This is a genomic window from Aquimarina gracilis, assembly GCF_035285365.1.
Lineage (GTDB): Bacteria > Bacteroidota > Bacteroidia > Flavobacteriales > Flavobacteriaceae > Aquimarina > Aquimarina gracilis.
On record NZ_JAYKLX010000012.1, the window covers coordinates 66196 to 81840 of the forward strand.

A 15645-nucleotide genomic window follows, 5' to 3' on the forward strand; every position below is an offset into this window, starting at 1 on the left:
TAATGAACAAAGAAGAAATTGTATCCAAAGTAAAAGAAGCTTTTGTAAAGGTGCTAGAACATGATAATTTTGAGCTTAAAGATGAGACCACAGCCAACGATGTTGATGGTTGGGAATCTATTACTCATATGATGCTTATTACCGAAGTTGAGAAAACTTTTAATATCAAATTCAAGCTTATGGATTTAATGAATATGAATAATGTTGGAGACTTGATTAAAACCATAGAGTCTGAACTATAATTACACAGATTTACTAAACCAAACAATTCAGGATTACTATGTATAATCCATATATAAAACGAGTATTTGATTTTTTCTTATCCTTTTTTGGGATATTAGTGCTATTACCAATCATTGTAGTACTCGTTTTAATGTTGATAATCGTTAACCGAGGAAAACCATTTTTCTTACAGAATAGACCGGGAAAAAATGGTAAATTATTCAAGATAATCAAGTTTAAAACTATGGCCGATCTTAAGTCCAAAGACGATGATGTTCATAGTGTTTCCCGAATAACCAAAGCAGGAGCCTTTATTAGAAAGTACTCCTTAGACGAGATTTTACAGCTTATTAATGTTTTAAAAGGGGATATGAGTTTGATTGGCCCAAGGCCTCTATTGGTAGAATACTTACCTTTGTATAACGAAACACAGAAAAAAAGACATAATGTGAGGCCAGGAATAACGGGATGGGCTCAAATTAAAGGTAGAAATACAATCTCCTGGGAAAAGAAATTCGAATACGATGTATGGTATGTAGAGAATCTTACTTTTCTTTTGGATATCAATATTTTGTTTTTAACTATCAAGAAAGTAATTAAAAAAGAGGGTGTTAATGTAGACCAAAACACAATAATGCCTGCCTGGAAAGGAAATAACTAACTAGAATTCACACAACCAACGAATCAACTTAAATATATCAAGAGAGGAAAATGAAAGTAACCAAGGAGCTTAAAAAAATTAGAATTTACGGAGCAGGAGGCCACTCTCAGGTCATACGCGAAGTACTGGAAAATAATGGATATGAAGTGACAGAAACGTTTGATGATAAACCTTCTGGACGACATTATGCCTCAAAGAATGTTACTTCTGGGGCAAGAGAAGATCTAAAAGCTTTTCCGCATGAAGGGCACCCAGTAATAATTGCAGTAGGTATTAATGCAGAAAGGGCAGAGATTGCAGGCTTTCTGAAGAGTGATTTTGAAAAAGCGATACATCAATCAGCAATTATCGCTCCTAGTGCTGCAATTGGAGAGGGAACAGTAGTTTTTGCCGGAGCAATAATTCAACCAAATACGACAATAGGAAAGCATGTAATTATCAATACAGCGGCAAGCATAGATCACGATAATGTAATAGGGGATTATGCTCATATTTCGCCAAAAGCGGCATTGTGTGGTCATGTTGAAGTTGGCGAAGGATCTCATGTTGGAGTAGGAGCCGTAGTAATACCAAAGGTAAAAATTGGTAAATGGTGTACGATAGGCGCAGGTACCGTAGTTCTTAAAGATGTACCAGATTATTCTACAGTTGTGGGAAACCCGGGAAAGATTATAAAAACAAGACTACCCGAAAACCAAATCAATAACACGAGTATGCCATCTCATATTGCATTTATAGGTTCTGGAATATCCTCGTCGTTCACTATTTTACATTTTCTTGATCGCATAGAAACAAATGATCTAAAAAAGAAAATTAAGCTCACGATAATTGATAAGTATCCAGAGTTTCATGCAGGAATACCTTATGGAAATAGATCTGGTTTTTCAGTACACCTCATCACATCACTAAAAAACTTTTTGCCAGAGCCAGAATTAGGAAAATTTATCAAATGGCTTAACAATAACAAGAATTGGTTATTACACGAATTTGAAAAAGATGGCGGAACGTTGGCGGCCAATTGGATTAGTACTCATCAGGATAAGATTGAAAATAACGATTGGGAAGATCTTTTTATCCCTAGACGTTTCTTTGGCTGGTATATCGACGAAAAAGTTAAAAGTAGATTAGAATCCTTGAAAATTAAAGGATTAATTGAAGTAGATTACCTAACAGGTGAAGTTGTAGATGTAGAAAAAAATGATGAAAAATATATAATCTCTTTAGAGAATAATGAAAAGGTGTCTTCTGAAAAAGTGATACTTTCAGTAGGGTCATTACCAGTTAATCATTTATGGAAAAATGAAAGCCTAATAGAAGAAGATAACCTACTTTTTGTTAATGATCCATACAAACCCGAGTTAAAAGAGGTACTGCATAAGATCGAGAACTTTGCGAGCAGGAATAAAGGTAAAAAACCTAATGTTCTGGTTGTTGGGGCAAATGCAAGTGGTCTCGAAATGTTGTATAAACTGAATGATCTTGAGGGAATAAAATCAAATGTCAACAAATTCACAGTTCTTTCGACTCAAGGTTTACTGCCAGATGCAGTGATTGATCGAGAGAAACGAAAAGAGTATACTCCTTTCAATTTACATGCCCTGGCAAATGAAAATTTATTAACGGCAAAAACTATAGCAGAAGCTACATTTAAGGATCTGGACTATGCAGATGAAATAAGCCTGGGAGCAGCCTCTACGGTAGAAATTATATCCAAGGCCTTTGGTGCATTATTAGGAAGACTTGATAAGGACGAATTGAAAAAATTTGCATGTTTGTATGGAAATGAAATAGGGCGTCGACAAAGATGTGCTGGTTTTCATTACTCCAAGACTATAGATGAATTAAGAAATGAAGGTCGTTTTGACCATATTGCCGGTCGATTTAGTGATATTAAGAAAAATAACAATGGTGAATATTTGCTTGAGTATTTGGAAACCAAATCTGGAGAAAATAAAATATTCGAAGAACCGGTAAATATTGTAATAAATTGCATCGGTAGCACCAATTTGTCCAAAGATAACATTCCAGAACTGTTAAAAAATTTAATGTACAAAGGGTATTGTAAACCGAATGAGTCAAAAATTGGATTTGAGGTAAACGAATCCCTGGAATCCTTTGAAAACCTTCATATTGTTGGACCTTTGCTTGCTGGGAATATTTTTGAAGGAAAAGCGGTATGGCATTTAGAACATTGCGGTAGAATTATTTGGTTGTCAAATGTTTTATCAGAAAAAATAAATAATTACTTTTTAAAGAAAAGTGAATTAGAAGAAAAACCCCTAAACTAACTTTAGTCTCTATCCTAATAAATCGTATAAACAATTGAAGCAAAACTACAGACTACTTATTAAAGATCTTGATGATAGTTCGAATGTATTGGAATACAAAGCACTTCTTCAAAAAGAATGGGATAATAATGTGTATTATTCTATTGAACATTTACAGTATTTTGGTAAAGAATCAGATACCCTGAAGTATTTTTTATTAGAAAAATCTGATTCGCCAATAATCCTGATGCCTTTTGTATTTAGGTCTATAAACATAGCAGGGAAAAATTACCCGTATTATGATGTGATAAGTCCCTATGGCTATAGTGGGCCGCTATTTAACGATACTATAGAGGCAAAGGACCTAGCATATTTCTGGGAATCTGTAGACCAATGGTATAAAGAAAATAATGTTATTACAGAGTTTATACGCTTTAGTCTAAATGAAAATTTTGGAGAATATTCTGGTGACCTTATCAAATCACTTTCAAATGTAAGAGGGCAGCTTTTTCAAAATTTTGATGATCAATGGACAGCTTTTTTACCAAAAGTCAGAAACAACTTCAGAAAAGCAACTAATTATAATCTTGAGTTTAAGATCTTTCATAATGAAGAGCTAACAAAGGAAGTTGTTACGATTTTTAATGATATCTATGTAGAAACGATGAGGCGAAATAAGGCCGATAGCATCTACTTTTTTTCAGATTCATATTTTGAAAATTTGATATTTTCTAATATTAACAACTTTTCTATAGCAGTTGCATATTTTGATAACATTCCGATTTCTGTAGAGCTGATTATTAACTATAAGAGTACAATTTTTGCATTTCTGGGAGGTACCAATGCCGAGTATTTCAGTCATAGACCCAATGATTTCTTACGAGTAAAAATAATAGAATGGGCCATTGACCAAGGCAAACAGTATTACGTTCTTGGTGGAGGGATGAAAGATGGAGATGGATTGTATAAAAGCAAAAAATCTCTTTTCCCTAAAGATGAGGATGTTGTTTTTTGCACTGGTAGAAAAATTGTGGACCAAAAAGTATATGATGAACTATGCTTGTTGTCTAATAATGATTATGCTGGTATAGAAAAAGAGGAGCTTAAAAACTATTTTTTTCCATTTTATAGACTTACTAAATAATGAAAAAGGAAAATATCGATTATTTTTTCGAGGTGTATGAACGAGGAATAGTTCCTAAACTGTTTTCTAAAGTGTTTTTCTTTGATAATAAAAAGGCATTTACAAACCCTGATTATAGTGAGGGTCAGGTAAAAGAGTCCAATAAAATGTATTCGATTTTTTTTATTCCTGATTATCTAAAACCATCTTTTGATAAAACTTTTTTTTCTTCAAAAAGAATACATCAATTTTTTAAAGGGTATGCTATATTTCTTGAAGGTTTTGCAAGTGCAGATGCATATGTAAAAAACCGATTTAGGAGTAATGCCAAAGGTATACGACGAAGGATTAAAAGATTAGAATCTTGTTTTACTATTTCTTACAAGACTTTTTATGGGGATATAGAAAAAGAAGAATATGATTTTTTGATGGAGCGTTTGCAAAAAATGTTGGTAAGAAGATTTGAACAACGTAATGATACAAGTCAAAGTCTTACACAATGGGATCGGTATCAAAAAATGTATTTCTCCTTAATCAATGAGAAAAAAGCATCACTATTTGTAGTTTATAGTAATGACCAACCCATAGTAGTTTCACTGAATCATCATTTTCAAGGAAAACTGTTTAGCGCTATTTCTTCTTATGATATAGATTATGGGAAATTTAGTTTGGGTAGTGTAGAGATATTTAAGAAGCTAGATTGGTGTATAGCCAATAATCACGATTCCTATGAAATGGGAATGGGGGATTTGAGTTACAAACGTGAGTGGTGCAATCATATTTACCATTTTGAACACCAAATTATTTACCCAAAAAAATCGTTTTTGGCTTCAATTAAAGCGAATATTGAATATTTAAAAGTTAGTTTGAAAGAGTTTGTGTTTAAAATAGCCTATGTTCGTTATAAGAAATTCAAAGCGAGTCGCAAAAAGGATAATAATTTTGAGATATCCTATACAACATCACCTCTAGAAGAGGTGACAAAAGATTTTGAATATTCACTGGTAGATTATACAGATGAAGAGTATTCATTTTTACGAAAACCTACTTTTGATTTTTTGTATTCTGCAATAGAACACGTTACAAAGGTCAAAGTGTTTGAAGTGTCTAAAACAGAAAAGAGATATTTGATCGTTGGTGAATCTAAAATGCAGAAAATTACTTTTTGACCGTCCTAATACACTATACGTAAAGGCATTATTTTACAATTTTTGTTGGCCTTTTGTTATTTAGGTACGCTACAATTATATTGGCAATGAGTTCTCTACCGTGATTGTTCCAATGTCTGTCATAAATAAGAGTTGTAGATCGTGTCGTGGCTTCAAAAGATGTGGCGAAATCAATATAGTTAAAGTTATTTTCTTTAAGATATGATAAGAAAACGGGGGGTGTTACTCTTGAATCCAAAAGTAATGCATAACGCCCTTTGTCGAAACCGTATTTTGAAATCAAACTCTCAAAATTTGCTAAATATTGTTTTTCCTTTTCTTTTTTAATTTTTGCAATTTCATCATCCTTCAAAGGTTTTGTCTTTTGTTTGGATTTTAAAGCAGAAGTTAACCGGTATATAAGTTTTTGAGGAGGATCCAGAATCCCAATACTTTTGCAATATACCAATAGTTTACTCTTTTTTAACAATCTATTCATTGGGGATTCAAGCGCCAACCTGCCATAAACTACATTGTATTCTCCCCGTGTTAAATCATTAGAAAATTTGATCCCTAGTATTATATGATCGATTAATTCAAATTGATCTTTATATGAATGTACCAAATGCATTTGATCAGCAAAGTCATAACCAGCATATCCGTATTCATAAACCTCGACGGCAGGTATTTTTTTTTCAATTTTTTTCCCAATTGAATTGTAGTAATCCTGATGAAACCCTTCAATAAAAGAATCGCCAACCAATGCAATTTCAATCTTCTCCTTTGTTGGTGTGAACTCCCTATAAGAGTTATACCCAGAATTATTTATGCGATATTCAGAAAAGTTTTGTCTTCGATTACCAGTAACCGAAAATCCATTTTGATTAGGTACCCATTTCTCTACTTTATGCTCATCAACAAATCTTGTAGGGGTATCCTTTCCTAAGTGAAAAAGGCGCACTAATACTTCTAGAAGTATTAATATAAGAAAAACATAAATGGCGCTTTTTATAATTAGTTTTTTCATTCTTACAATTTAGAATTGGAAATAAATAAATGACCTATCAATATTATCGTCAAAAAACAAGACCATTCCCAGAATTACCAAAGTGTATAGTGCGAATCGTACAAAACGAGACTTAAACTTGAAAGGTGCGCGTTCATCTCTTCTGATGCTGAATTCATATAAGACAAAAATACCTAACAAGATAAAATAATCTATCATTCGGTATCCTAAGGGATGTTCATAGTTCTCATAGGTGAAATTTGAACATATCTGTTGTAAAAAACCAAAAGCATCTGTAATAGACTCGGACCTAAAAAACACTCTTGAAAACGTCACTAGTATAAAGGTAAACAGAATTTGAAATACTTCTTTTATGCTTGGAAGCCAAGTATTTTCAGCAACTACATTATTCATATAAATCCGGTTTCTTCCCATCAAAAAAACTGGAATATATAAAGCGGCGTGAATAGCACCCCAAATAATAAAGGTCCAATTGGCTCCATGCCAAAAACCGCTTACCAGAAATATGATAATTATGTTTCTAACTGATTTAAGTTTGCTTACACGACTTCCTCCCAAGGGAATATATACATAATGGCGAAACCATGTTGATAATGAAACATGCCAACGTTGCCAATATTCTGCCACATTCCTGGAAAAAGTTGGGAATTTAAAGTTAGACATTAACTCTATACCAAATAATTTGGCAGTTCCTATTGCTATATCAGAGTATCCACTAAAATCTCCATACACCTGAAAACTAAAAAGTGATACTCCAAGAATTAATGTTGAAGCCGGGTATTGACTATAGTTGGCAAAAATATCGTCTACTATGGGAGCTATAGAATCTGCAATGACAACTTTTTTAAATAATCCCCAAAGAATAAGTTTAAGACCTTCGGTACATTGTGTGTAATTAAAAGTCCTTTTTGTTGTTATCTGTGACAATAAGTTCGATGCCCGCTCAATAGGGCCTGCTACCAATTGTGGAAAAAAACTTACAAATGTGGCAAAAGATATGAAGTCTTTGGTGGGAGTAAGTCTCTTATAATATATATCTAATGAATAAGACATAGTCTGAAAAGTATAGAAAGATATTCCAACCGGTAAAATTATCTGAAGGGTCCATGTACTTGTTAACTCATATCCTAAAATAAAAATAAAATCAACCCAAGAATTAACAAAGAAATTATAATACTTAAAGAATCCCAGAAGACCAATGTTGAATACTACGCTTACCCATAGCCACATTTTTCTTTTTTTATCCTCACGGCTACTATGAATTGCTTGACCAACCCAAAAATCAACAATGGTACTCCCTAGAATTAAAAATAAAAACCTCCAGTCCCATAAACCATAAAAAAAATAGCTAGACAGAAGAAGAAAAGAATTCTGAATTTTAATTTTCCTGAAAAAAATAAACCAATATAAAACAAAAACAATTGGTAAAAAGATGAAAAAATCTAATGAATTAAATAGCATTCAAAATCAATTGGTTGTTAAAAAATATCGGGGAATTTTACAAATTAACTAGTTGCGTCAACTCTTTAATTTTTACAAAGACACAAATTTTATGTATTTAATTAGATTAATCAAAGAATTATTAAGATTATTTTAAACTCTTCTTAATGTTAAAGAAAAGTAAGTTGATGTAGTTTTGCATGAAAAGGGGAAAATACCCCCTTGAATTAGAGTTGTTGCACTCTCTTTTTTAAGGGAATTATGCAGTATCATTGTGTTGTCGTTGACAGATGGGGTATTTTATTTTTTTTTAATGTTTTCATTTGATTTTGAAGAGGATAGTTCTTTTTATGATTAAATTAAGAAATAGAAAACGAGGTTTAATCAGTATTACTAGTAAAAACCTGACACCAATATCATATTTTTCTTACGGGATTTACGTATTGTAAGTAAGTAATTGTAGTAAGTTGAACCGTTAAACGAAGTTTTTAAGTATTCTGTCTAAAAAATAAAATTTTAAGTTGATAATTGATCTAACTAAACTATTTTAGCAACGGAAAATAAAATTAAAAGTAATTTCAAATTAAGGAAGTTTCTACCCCCTTCTTCCAGCGTTTTTTTAGATTGTCATGAAAAAGATTTTGATTGTAAATCAATGTTGATTTATGGTCGAGGTAAGAATTATTGTTCATTTTAATGGGAGATTATGAATGTAATTGATTCAAAAAGGATATGGCTTTCTTCGCCGCATATGGGTGGAACAGAGCAGTATTTTGTAAAAGAGGCCTTTGAAACAAATTGGGTAGCACCGTTAGGACCTAACGTAGATGGATTCGAAAAGGATATTGAAACATATCTTAATAACGATATCCATACTGCGGCTTTAAGTTCGGGGACCGCATCGCTACATCTTGGTTTAAAGCTTCTAGGGGTAACTACTGGTGATGAAGTATTGTGTCAGAGTATGACATTTGCAGCTTCAGCAAACCCGATAGTGTATCTTGGCGCTACGCCAGTTTTTATAGATAGCGAAAAAGAGACCTGGAATATCTGTCCAGAACAACTCGAATTAGCAATTAAAGATAGAATTTCTAAAGGTAAAAAGCCAAAAGCAATTGTGGCTGTACATTTATATGGTATGCCATATAATGTTGAGGCCATACATGCTATAGCTGCAAAGTATAGAATACCTGTTTTGGAGGATAGTGCCGAGGCATTGGGGAGTTCCTATCATGGTGTTAAATGCGGTACTTTTGGCGATATTGCTATTCTTTCTTTTAACGGAAACAAAATAATAACTACTTCTGGTGGAGGCGCTTTAATTTCCAAAAATGCTAAGCATAAAGAAAAAGCAATCTTTTTGGCCACTCAGGCACGGGATAATGCTCCTCATTATGAACATTCAGAAATAGGCTACAATTATAGGATGAGTAACATCACTGCAGGAATCGGAAGAGGACAAATGCAAGTGCTGGATAATCATGTAGCCAAACGCAGAAGAAATTTTGAGTTCTATAAGAAACATCTTGGAGATTCTTCAGAAATAAACTTTTTGGAAGAACCTAAAGGATTTTATTCTAATAGATGGTTAAGTTGTATCGTGACAAGTTCTTACGAATTACGTGAGGGACTCAGACTTTCTTTAGCCGAAGAAAATATTGAATCAAGACCGTTATGGAAACCCATGCATCAACAGGCTGTGTTTGCAGATTGTAATGCGTACCTCAATGGAATTTCTGATGACTTATTTGATCGCGGCCTTTGCTTGCCAAGCGGGTCTAATCTTGAAGAAGATGATTTATATCGAATTGTATCAGTAATTAAAAATGTTTTGAGATGATTAAGCGCTTTTTAATAAATAACTCGCACAAGCACGCTTCACAATGGTTAGTCCTGGCTATAGATGTATTCATAACTATTTTTAATTTCTTTTTGGCATACGTTATTAGGTTCGGGATTACTTTAAATTTTGATACCACAAACCTATTCTATCAATTGCCAATTGTTGCTGGTTTGGCTACATTAAGTTTTTTGGTAATTGGTTCCTATAAAGGAGTTGTGAGGCATACAGGAATGAGAGATGCATACAATCTTTTTCTAGCCGTTACCGTTTTGATAGCACTTACTGGATTTTTGATGTTGTCAAGTAGATCATTAATGGCTCCAGAAATCTTAAATATTCCAGTGTCTATTATATGTATTCATTATATGCTCAATATTATTACGCTTACTACAAGTCGTTTAATATTCAAGTATTGTTATTATTACATCAAATCAAAAATTGGAGAAAACTCTAGAATATTGATTTATGGTGCCGGCGATTCTGGTTTAATAACACTTGCAGCTATAACAAATGACTCTCAAAGATCATTATCGGTTTTCGGTTTCATAGATGATAACCCCCAGAAAAAAGGAAAAACAATTAACGGAATAAAAGTATATTCTTCTAGCACGTTGACGCAAAGTTTTATCGTGAAGAATAACATAAAAGAAGTTGTTGTTTCGATTCCGCATATAAGTAAAAAGAGGTTGTCTGAGATTTCTGATAAATTGTTAAAACTTCCTGTTAAAGTAAAAATTATACCAGCCGTTAATGATTGGATTGATGGTAAACTTGAAGTTTCGCAAATAAAAGAAATTCAAATTGAAGATTTATTGGAAAGAGCACCAATAAATATGGAAAACCAAAATATTAAAAAAGAGCTTAACAATAAAATAATCCTAATTACTGGTGCAGCAGGATCTATAGGAAGCGAGATCGTAAGACAAGCGTCTTATTATTCGTATAAAAATTTAGTTTTGGTGGATCAGGCAGAATCAGCATTATATGATTTACAGCAAGAATTGTTGAGTAAAGGCGTTACCAATTTTGTACCTATCGTAGCAGATATTAGGGATCATCAAAGAATGGAAACCATTTTTGAGAAGTACAGACCTAATATGGTTTTCCATGCCGCTGCCTATAAACATGTTCCTTTAATGGAATCCAATCCTTGTGAGGCAATAAAGATTAATGTTTTGGGAACGAGAAAACTAGCAGATTTATCTTCAGAGTTTGGAGTTGATAAGTTTGTATTTGTATCGACAGATAAGGCCGTAAACCCTACAAATGTTATGGGCGCTACAAAAAGGGTTGCAGAAATGTATATCAAATGTCTTCATAAGACAAGTAAAACCAAGTTTATTACTACTAGATTTGGAAACGTTTTGGGATCTAATGGTTCTGTGATTCCATTATTTAAGAAACAAATTCAAAAAGGAGGACCATTGACGGTTACACATAAAGACGTTACCCGTTTCTTTATGACCATCCCAGAAGCTTCACAATTGGTTATCGAGGCAGGAACAATGGGTAATGGTGGCGAGATCTTTATTTTTGATATGGGCGAATCTGTTAAGATTTTTGATCTAGCCAAGAAGATGATTCGATTATCAGGGCTCAATTATCCTAATGATATAGATATTAAAATAACAGGTTTAAGACCTGGTGAAAAATTGTACGAGGAATTATTGGCCGATACAGAAAATACACTGCCAACATATCATAAGAAAATTATGATTAGCAAATTTGATGATAATGATTGTGCAGGCGTAAAAGATAAAATAGATGATTTATGCATCATGAATTTACTAAACCATGATCACCAAATAGTGGGGAAACTTAAAGAAATTGTACCGGAATACATTTCAAATAATTCTACCTTCGAAAGTATTGATAAGATCAATACAAACACTATTGAAAAAAAATCAAAGGTTTTAGTCTAATTGCTTAAGGCAAAAATTGTGTTGCTAAATTAAATAAAGTTATATTTTTGTGACTCAAATCGATGACTTACTTATTAAAGTACTAACATATGCAGGGTAGATTTTTGTTTTTGATCTTATTGTTACTATCAATAATTTCATGTAAGACACCAACCGATATAGTTTATTTTCAAAATGCTTCGGACTTAGAAAAAATTAATTCGAGTAATTCCTTTACTCCGGTTTTTAAAGTAGATGATGTCGTAAGCATATTAGTTTCTGCTTCCGATATGGATGCTGCTCGACCATTTAATCTTCAAGGAGCGTCTATTTCATTAGGAGAGAATGGAGGAGGAGAAACTTCTTCGGGAGCGACAGAACCTACATATTTGATCGATGAAGATGGTAATATTGAGTTCCCCGTATTGGGCAAACTTAAGCTTGCTGGTCTTACCAGGGTGCAAGTTAAAGAAATAATCAAAGAAAAATTGAAGGTATATATTAATGACCCTATCGTAAATGTACGACTTAAAAACTTTAAAATAACTGTGATAGGCGAGGTAGGTGCACCAGGATCTTATACAATTCCTAACGAAAGAGTTACTGTAATCGAAGCATTAGGAATGGCAAGTGATTTGTCAATTATGGGTAAAAGAACAAATGTAATGGTGATACGCGAAAATGATGGTGTAAATACATATCATAGGTTAGACCTTACTTCGAAAGATATTTTTAATTCTCCAGTATATTATTTGGCTCAAAATGACGTCCTTTATGTTGAGCCAAACGAATCAAAAGTTAGAGAATCCAAAGCTAATAGAAATGTTTTAGGAGTTGTTTTGGGTATAATTGGAGTTGCCTTATCGGCTGTAGCATTTATTGTAGGATTATAAGATATGAACAATTCTAACAACAACACTGCCGCTAATAATAGCACTATAGAGACTTCGTCCAATTTTAGTTTTAATCTTAGAGAACTAATTGTCCGATATCTTAAGAAATGGTACTGGTTTGTCTTGAGTATTCTACTGTTTTTGGGACTGGCGTACCTTAAAATACGATATACGATTCCACAGTATAATGTTTCTTCGACAATAATGATTTCGCAGGACGAAAACATTAGCGAGTCAGAACTTGCTGCCTTTAAGGATTTAGGATTATTGGACAATTCTCAAAGTAAAATTGAAAATGAAATTCAAATATTAAAATCCAGAACTTTAATTACCAATGTGGTTAAAGATCTTAAACTTAATGTTCGTTATTTTTCAGAAGGAAGAATTTTGGAAATCGAGAATTATCCTAAGTCTTTAGTTGAAATTAATTTCTTATCGCACGATTCTATTGTACATACCAAAGCCGCTACATTTCATGTGCGAATAAATTCTAATACGTCATTTTCGTTTTTAAATAAAAAAGGAGAGAAGCTAAGTGATCATTCCTTCGGAAATACTGTTTCTAGTAGTGTAGGAGATATAGTGATCACACCAAGTATAGAAAATGTAGAATCCAATTCGGGAACGGTTATCAAAATTCAAATCTCACCGGTCAAATTTGTTGCAGAGGGATATCGTAATCGATTAGCAATTTACCCTGTTGGCAGCTCATCTCTTGTAGGGGTTTCTTTGAATGATCCTGTAAGAGAAAAAGCAAAGGATATCATCAACAATTTGGTAGACGAATATAACGAAGCTACTATTGAAAATAAGAAGCAGATTTCTGCCAGGACCGCTAACTTCATAAACGAAAGATTAGATTTGATCTCTGGTGATCTATCTGAGGTTGATGATGAAGCAGCAGGTTATAAATCCAGATTTGGATTGACCAATGATGTCGAAGCCCAAACGCAACGTGTTGCCGATATAGACTCTAGAAATGTACAGGAAATAGCGCAACTTAGCACTCAGCTTAGTTTGATAGAATCAATGCGAAGGTTTGTGCTAAGCCAAGAGGGAAGATATGATTTAATACCCGCCAATCTTGGTTTTAATGAGGCTACTATTACAAATACAGTGTCCAGATACAATGGACTAATACTTCAACGAAAGCGTTTATTAAAAACCTCAAGTGAGCAAAATCCGGTCGTGGTTAATATTGATCAACAAATTGATGGCCTTAGACAAGTTTTAATAGGAAGTTTAAATAGTCTTAAAGGGTCTATAGATATTAGATTGAAAAGCCTAAGAACCCAAGATCAGTATTTTAGTGGAAAGCTTTATAATGCACCAATTCGCCAGAAGGATTTAAGGGTTATAGAACGTGAGCAAACCATTAAAGAGCAATTATATCTTTATTTATTACAAAAGCGAGAAGAAGCTGAAATAACCAGTCATATTACCTTATCAAATGCAAGGGTGATTGATCGTGCTTCGACATTAAATTCGTACCCTGTTTCTCCTAATAAAAGGATTATTTATGCGGGAGCCCTATTTATAGGTTTTTTAATTCCGTTTATGATTATTTATCTTTCAGATCTACTTAATGTGAAGATAACATCTAGAGAAGATCTTGAAAAGGTACTTTCTATGCCAATAATTGGCGCTATACCAAAAGTGAAATCCAAAAGTAAGATCGTTATATCTCCTAATGATCGATCTGGAGTTGCTGAAGCTTTCAGGATCTTACGTACGAATTTAGATTTCTTAATGGCCGGAACGAGTAAGGATAGAGGTAGAGTTATTTTTGTAACCTCTACCATTTCAGGAGAGGGAAAAACCATGATATCCTCAAACTTGGCAAAAACATTGGCTATCACAGGAAAAAAGGTTGTTTATTTAGGAACGGATTTAAGAGACCCAAAATTCCATCAGTTTTTAGACTTACCCGAAGGAAAAGATACCAAAGGGCTTACGAATTTTATTATGAATAGTGACCTGTCTCCTAAAGATGTTATTTTTAGAGATAGCGGTGATAGTCCTCTCGATGTCGTTTCGTCTGGAGCAATCCCACCTAATCCTGCAGAATTATTAATGCATGAAAGGGTAGGTAAGATGTTCGAATATCTTAGAGAAAACTATGATTATATAGTTGTAGATACTTCTCCTGTTAGTCTAGTTGCTGACACGTTATTAATAGGACATTTTGCTGATTTATGTATTTACATTGTTCGAGAAAATTATTCGGATAAGAGAATCTTGCAAATGCCACAAAGTTTTTATACCGAAAAACGTCTTCCAAACATTGCAGTATTACTAAATGCAGCTGGAAATCAAGCTGGCTATAACTACGGCTATGGTTATGGTAACAAGAAAAATTAGGAAAAAATAGTATTGTTTTTCATAAGGGCCGTGATTCTTTCTGCGACTTTTTGGGGGAACCCTTCTTCCAAAATTCCCAAATGGTGATAGTTATGAATATCGGTACCCGTAAAATCAATGTAATTTTGATCAATTAATTTGTTGGCAATCGTTTTCACCTGATCTCCATAAAATCCCGAAACAGATAATAGGTTGAGTTGAAATAAAAAACCAGATTGCTTTAATTCATCATATTTCTTTAAATCATTTTGATGATAAAAAGTATACCTTTCTGGATGTGCTAGAATAGGAATATACCCGGCAACTTTAATTTCAAATAATATCTCACCTAGATTTAAAGGTGGGCTGAAGGTCGACATCTCAACAAGGATATAATTTTTATGTAATGGTAATATATCTCCTTTTTTTAAGCACTCATAGAACAAGTCATCCATCATATATTCTGCGCTAGCTTGTAGTTTGATTTTTGATATCCCCAAAGGAGGAAGTACAGTATGAAGCTTTTTTAAATTATTGGTAATTACCTCGGATGAGTTGGGCCAAATCTGTTGCATCACATGCGGAGTAGTAATCACTTTTTTTATCCCCAGTTTTTCAAACTGTTCCAGAATATATGCAGATTGATATATCGTTTTAACTCCGTCATCGATCCCAGGTATAAGATGCGAATGAATGTCAACATAATTATCGGGGATAATTTTTGACAGCGGTACTTTTTTTTTAGATAAAAACGACAATACGATTATAGTTTGGGGTTAA

The 15645-nt window shown here is 33.3% G+C and carries 12 protein-coding genes; 9 read left to right on the forward strand and 3 right to left on the reverse strand.

Translation table 11 applies throughout. The features are described 5' to 3' along the window. Positions 1 to 2: 2 nt before the first annotated feature. From U6A24_RS22215 to U6A24_RS22235, 5 genes are read left to right on the forward strand one after another with little or no spacing between them, the layout of a single operon-like run. Entirely contained in the window at positions 3 to 242 is a 240-nt protein-coding gene (locus U6A24_RS22215) for an acyl carrier protein (protein WP_324182228.1), read from the forward strand. A 38-nt stretch (positions 243 to 280) separates the two neighbouring features. Further along, positions 281 to 883: a sugar transferase gene (locus U6A24_RS22220; RefSeq protein ID WP_324182229.1), complete on the forward strand. Its 603-nt coding sequence runs from the start codon at positions 281 to 283 to the stop codon at positions 881 to 883. A gap of 50 nt (positions 884 to 933) precedes the next feature. After that, on the forward strand, positions 934 to 3171 hold the full coding sequence (locus U6A24_RS22225; RefSeq protein ID WP_324182230.1) for a NeuD/PglB/VioB family sugar acetyltransferase: 2238 nt from the start codon (positions 934 to 936) through the stop codon (positions 3169 to 3171). A 34-nt stretch (positions 3172 to 3205) separates the two neighbouring features. Then, on the forward strand, positions 3206 to 4294 hold the full coding sequence (locus U6A24_RS22230; RefSeq protein ID WP_324182231.1) for a GNAT family N-acetyltransferase: 1089 nt from the start codon (positions 3206 to 3208) through the stop codon (positions 4292 to 4294). After that, entirely contained in the window at positions 4294 to 5442 is a 1149-nt protein-coding gene (locus U6A24_RS22235) for a GNAT family N-acetyltransferase (RefSeq protein WP_324182232.1), read from the forward strand. The genes U6A24_RS22230 and U6A24_RS22235 overlap by 1 nt, the downstream gene beginning before the upstream one ends. A 28-nt stretch (positions 5443 to 5470) precedes the next feature. Here the strand turns inward: U6A24_RS22235 and U6A24_RS22240 are convergent, their stop codons facing one another. Continuing rightward, positions 5471 to 6448 carry a hypothetical protein gene (locus U6A24_RS22240; protein WP_324182233.1) on the reverse strand — a complete coding sequence of 326 codons (978 nt, stop codon included), beginning with the start codon at positions 6446 to 6448 and terminating at the stop codon, positions 5471 to 5473. Positions 6449 to 6457: 9 nt separating this feature from the next. Continuing rightward, positions 6458 to 7678: an MBOAT family O-acyltransferase gene (locus U6A24_RS22245; protein WP_324182234.1), complete on the reverse strand. Its 1221-nt coding sequence runs from the start codon at positions 7676 to 7678 to the stop codon at positions 6458 to 6460. A gap of 916 nt (positions 7679 to 8594) precedes the next feature. Here U6A24_RS22245 and U6A24_RS22250 point away from each other — a divergent pair. From U6A24_RS22250 to U6A24_RS22265, 4 genes are all read left to right on the forward strand, one after another. Then, the gene (locus tag U6A24_RS22250; protein ID WP_324182235.1) at positions 8595 to 9728 is read left to right on the forward strand and encodes a DegT/DnrJ/EryC1/StrS family aminotransferase; all 1134 of its coding nucleotides are present in this window, start codon (positions 8595 to 8597) and stop codon (positions 9726 to 9728) included. After that, positions 9725 to 11653, forward strand: a complete 1929-nt coding sequence (locus U6A24_RS22255; protein ID WP_324182236.1) for a polysaccharide biosynthesis protein — start codon at positions 9725 to 9727, stop codon at positions 11651 to 11653. The genes U6A24_RS22250 and U6A24_RS22255 overlap by 4 nt, the downstream gene beginning before the upstream one ends. Positions 11654 to 11742: 89 nt before the next feature. After that, complete coding sequence (locus U6A24_RS22260) at positions 11743 to 12525, forward strand: polysaccharide biosynthesis/export family protein (protein WP_324182237.1); 783 nt, start codon at positions 11743 to 11745, stop codon at positions 12523 to 12525. 3 nt (positions 12526 to 12528) lie between these two features. Then, positions 12529 to 14886 (forward strand): GumC family protein, encoded by a 2358-nt coding sequence (locus U6A24_RS22265; RefSeq protein ID WP_324182238.1) that lies wholly within the window; start codon positions 12529 to 12531, stop codon positions 14884 to 14886. Here U6A24_RS22265 and U6A24_RS22270 read toward each other — a convergent pair. After that, positions 14883 to 15623 carry a tyrosine-protein phosphatase gene (locus U6A24_RS22270; protein WP_324182239.1) on the reverse strand — a complete coding sequence of 247 codons (741 nt, stop codon included), beginning with the start codon at positions 15621 to 15623 and terminating at the stop codon, positions 14883 to 14885. The two genes, U6A24_RS22265 and U6A24_RS22270, sit on opposite strands and share 4 nt — an antisense overlap. Between the last annotated feature and the right edge of the window lie 22 nt (positions 15624 to 15645).